3 protein-coding genes and 1 pseudogene are annotated in these 3,089 nt (G+C 70.0%); 3 read left to right on the plus strand and 1 reads right to left on the minus strand.

Annotated elements, in window-relative coordinates:
* Window positions 1-34: 34 nt before the first annotated feature.
* Both GKQ77_RS30775 and GKQ77_RS30780 read left to right on the plus strand, forming a co-directional pair.
* Window positions 35-799: an SDR family NAD(P)-dependent oxidoreductase gene (locus GKQ77_RS30775; protein WP_219692401.1), complete on the plus strand. Its 765-nt coding sequence runs from the start codon at window positions 35-37 to the stop codon at window positions 797-799.
* The gene (locus tag GKQ77_RS30780) at window positions 799-1,020 is read left to right on the plus strand and encodes a hypothetical protein (RefSeq protein WP_219692399.1); all 222 of its coding nucleotides are present in this window, start codon (window positions 799-801) and stop codon (window positions 1,018-1,020) included. The genes GKQ77_RS30775 and GKQ77_RS30780 overlap by 1 nt, the downstream gene beginning before the upstream one ends.
* Window positions 1,021-1,059: 39 nt before the next feature.
* On the opposite strand, the gene GKQ77_RS30785 is transcribed toward GKQ77_RS30780, so the two are convergent.
* A complete protein-coding gene (locus GKQ77_RS30785; protein WP_219692400.1) occupies window positions 1,060-2,253 on the minus strand; it encodes an RtcB family protein in 1,194 nt (397 codons plus the stop codon).
* A 180-nt stretch (window positions 2,254-2,433) separates the two neighbouring features.
* Between GKQ77_RS30785 and GKQ77_RS30790 the strand changes: the two are divergent.
* Window positions 2,434-3,089: pseudogene (locus GKQ77_RS30790) on the plus strand (DUF3558 domain-containing protein); the annotation flags it as partial.

Below are 3,089 nucleotides of genomic sequence, written 5' to 3' on the forward strand. Positions count from 1 at the left end.
CCCCCTTGACCTCCCCCAGCCCAAGGAGCGCACCATGACCGCCGCCGCCAAGCGCATCGCGATCGTCACCGGCGCCAGCAGCGGCATCGGTGCCGCCACCGCCCGCGGCCTGGCCGCCGCCGGCTACCGCGTCGTTCTCACCGCGCGCCGCAAGGACCGTATCGAGGCGCTGGCCGCCGAGCTGACCGACGCCGGGCACGACGCGATGGCGTACGCACTGGACGTCACCGACCGCGCGGCGGTGGACACCTTCGCGACGGCGTTCAAGAAGATCGCGGTCCTGGTGAACAACGCGGGCGGCGCGCTCGGCGCGGACCCCGTCGCCACCAGCGACCCGGCCGACTGGCGCCAGATGTACGAGACGAACGTCATCGGCACGCTGAACGTCACGCAGGCCCTGCTCCCTGCGCTCACCGCGAGCGGCGACGGCACGGTGGTCGTCCTCTCCTCGACCGCCGGGCACGGCACGTACGAGGGCGGAGGCGGTTACGTCGCCGCCAAGCACGCCGAGCACGTCCTCGCCGAAACCCTCCGCCTGGAGATCGTCGGCACCCCGGTCCGCGTCATCGAGGTCGCGCCCGGCATGGTCAAGACGGAGGAGTTCGCGCTCACCCGCTTCGGCGGCGACTCCGACAAGGCCTCGAAGGTCTACGCGGGCGTCGCCGAGCCGCTCACGGCCGACGACGTGGCGGAGACGATCACCTGGGCGGTCACCCGCCCGCCCCACGTCAACATCGACCTGCTGGTGGTCCGCCCCCGGGCCCAGGCCTCCAACACCAAGGTGCACAGGGAGCTTTGATGCAGACCTCGCCCCGCGACGCCGCCTCCCGCCGGGCGGCCGACGCCCTCCAGGCGTACACGCTCTCGGCCGAAGGCTGGCGCGACAGCCCCAGCGAGACCCTCCAGCGCGTCCTCGCCGACCTGCTCCACTGGTGCGACGACACCCAGCGCGACTTCGACAAGGCCCTCACCGCCGCCCGCACCCGCCACGCGGAGGAACGCGACGGCGGCGGCGCCTGACGGATCGCCCGGCCCCCACGGCGGCCGGGCGGCCCGCGCTTACCCCTTCACGCAGATGACCTGCTTCAGCTTCGCCACGACCTCGACGAGGTCACGCTGCTGATCGATGACCTTCTCGATCGGCTTGTACGCACCCGGGATCTCGTCCACGACGCCCGAGTCCTTGCGGCACTCCACGCCCCGCGTCTGCTCCTCCAGGTCCTTCGCCGTGAAGCGGCGCTTGGCCGCGCCCCGGCTCATGCGCCGGCCGGCGCCGTGGGAGGCGGAGTTGAAGGACGCTTCGTTGCCGAGGCCCTTCACGATGTACGAGCCCGTGCCCATCGAGCCCGGGATGATCCCGAAGTCACCGCCGCCGGCCCGGATCGCGCCCTTGCGGGTGACCAGCAGGTCCATCCCGTCGTACCGCTCCTCGCTGACGTAGTTGTGGTGGCAGGAGATCACCGGCTCGAAGGTCACCTTCGCCTTCCTGAACTCCTTGCGGACCACGTCCTGGAAGAGCGCCATCATGAGGGCGCGATTGTGCTTCGCGTACTCCTGCGCCCAGAACAGGTCGTTCCGGTACGCCGCCATCTGCGGGGTGTCCGCGATGAAGACGGCCAGGTCACGGTCGACCAGGCCCTGGTTGTGCGCGAGCTTCTGGGCCACGCCTATGTGGTGGTCGGCCAGCTCCTTGCCGATGTTCCGCGAACCGGAGTGCAGCATCAGCCATACCGAACCCGCCTCATCGAGACAGAACTCGATGAAGTGGTTTCCACTTCCGAGCGTCCCCATCTGCTTCGTCGCCCGGTCCTGACGGAATTTGACCGCTTCGGCGACCCCGTCGAAGCGGGACCAGAAGTCGTCCCACCCCGCGGTCGCCATCCCGTGGAAGCGCCCCGGCTCGACGGGGTCGTCATGCATGCCCCGCCCCACCGGAATCGCCTGCTCGATCTTCGACCGCAGCCGCGAGAGATCCCCCGGCAGGTCGTTCGCGGTCAGCGAGGTCTTGACCGCCGACATACCGCAGCCGATGTCGACACCGACCGCCGCCGGGCAGACCGCGCCCTCCATGGCGATCACCGAGCCGACCGTCGCGCCCTTGCCGAAATGGACGTCCGGCATGACCGCGAGGCCCTTGATCCACGGCAGCGTCGCCACGTTCTGCAGCTGGCGCATCGCCGACTCCTCGACCGACGCCGGGTCGGCCCACATCCGGATCGGTACCTTCGCCCCAGGAACCTCTACGTACGACATATCGTCCTCATTCCCCCGTTGTTTACTACAAGCCTAGAAGCACATGAAGCGCAAATACCGGAGCCAAGGTCAACGAAAGGGATAACGGACCGGCGTCCACGGCAGCGCGTGCGATAGACATTGTGTCCACCGGTCGCCCACCAGCGGCAACCGAATATCCCCTCGAGAGGAGCCCTCACGGTGCAGCGGAAGGTCTACGTGCCCGGTATCGCCGCGCTCCTCGCGGCGCTGCTCGTCGGCTGCACCGCGGGCTCCGGCGGCGGCGACGAGTCCGCCGACTCCAAGCCGGGCGACACCGGCAGCTCGGCCGCCCCCGCCCAACCGGGCAAGTACCGCACCCTCCCCGAGCCCTGCGGCGAGGTCGAGCCCGGCACGCTCGACGCGATGCTGCCCGGCCTGAAGGAGATGGACGCCGAACAGCGCGAGAAGGCGTACGAGGGCACCCCCACGGTCACCTACGACACCGACCGGCGCGTGGGCTGCAGCTGGAAGGTCGAGTCGTCCGGCGCCTCCCACCGTCTCCTCATCGACTTCGAGCGCGTCGTCTCCTACGACAGCGCGGTCAGCGACGACGACCGCGCCACGGAGGTCTACGCCACCAAGCTCCGGGAAGCGGACCTCTCCCAGCCCGCCGGCTCCGGCGGGAGTGAGTCCGACGGTTCCGGCGCCTCCGCCGACTCCGACGACTCCCCGGGCGACAAGGCCCAGGGCGGAAAGGCCGCCAGAAGCACGCCCCGCGACGAGGATGACAAGGGCGACAAGGACGAAAAGGGCGCCAAGGACGACGGGACCGACGAGACCGACGCGGACGACAAGGACAAACCCACCACCGCCCC

The sequence above is a fragment of the Streptomyces anatolicus genome, from assembly GCF_019400875.1.
GTDB classification, from domain to species: Bacteria; Actinomycetota; Actinomycetes; order Streptomycetales; family Streptomycetaceae; genus Streptomyces; species Streptomyces anatolicus.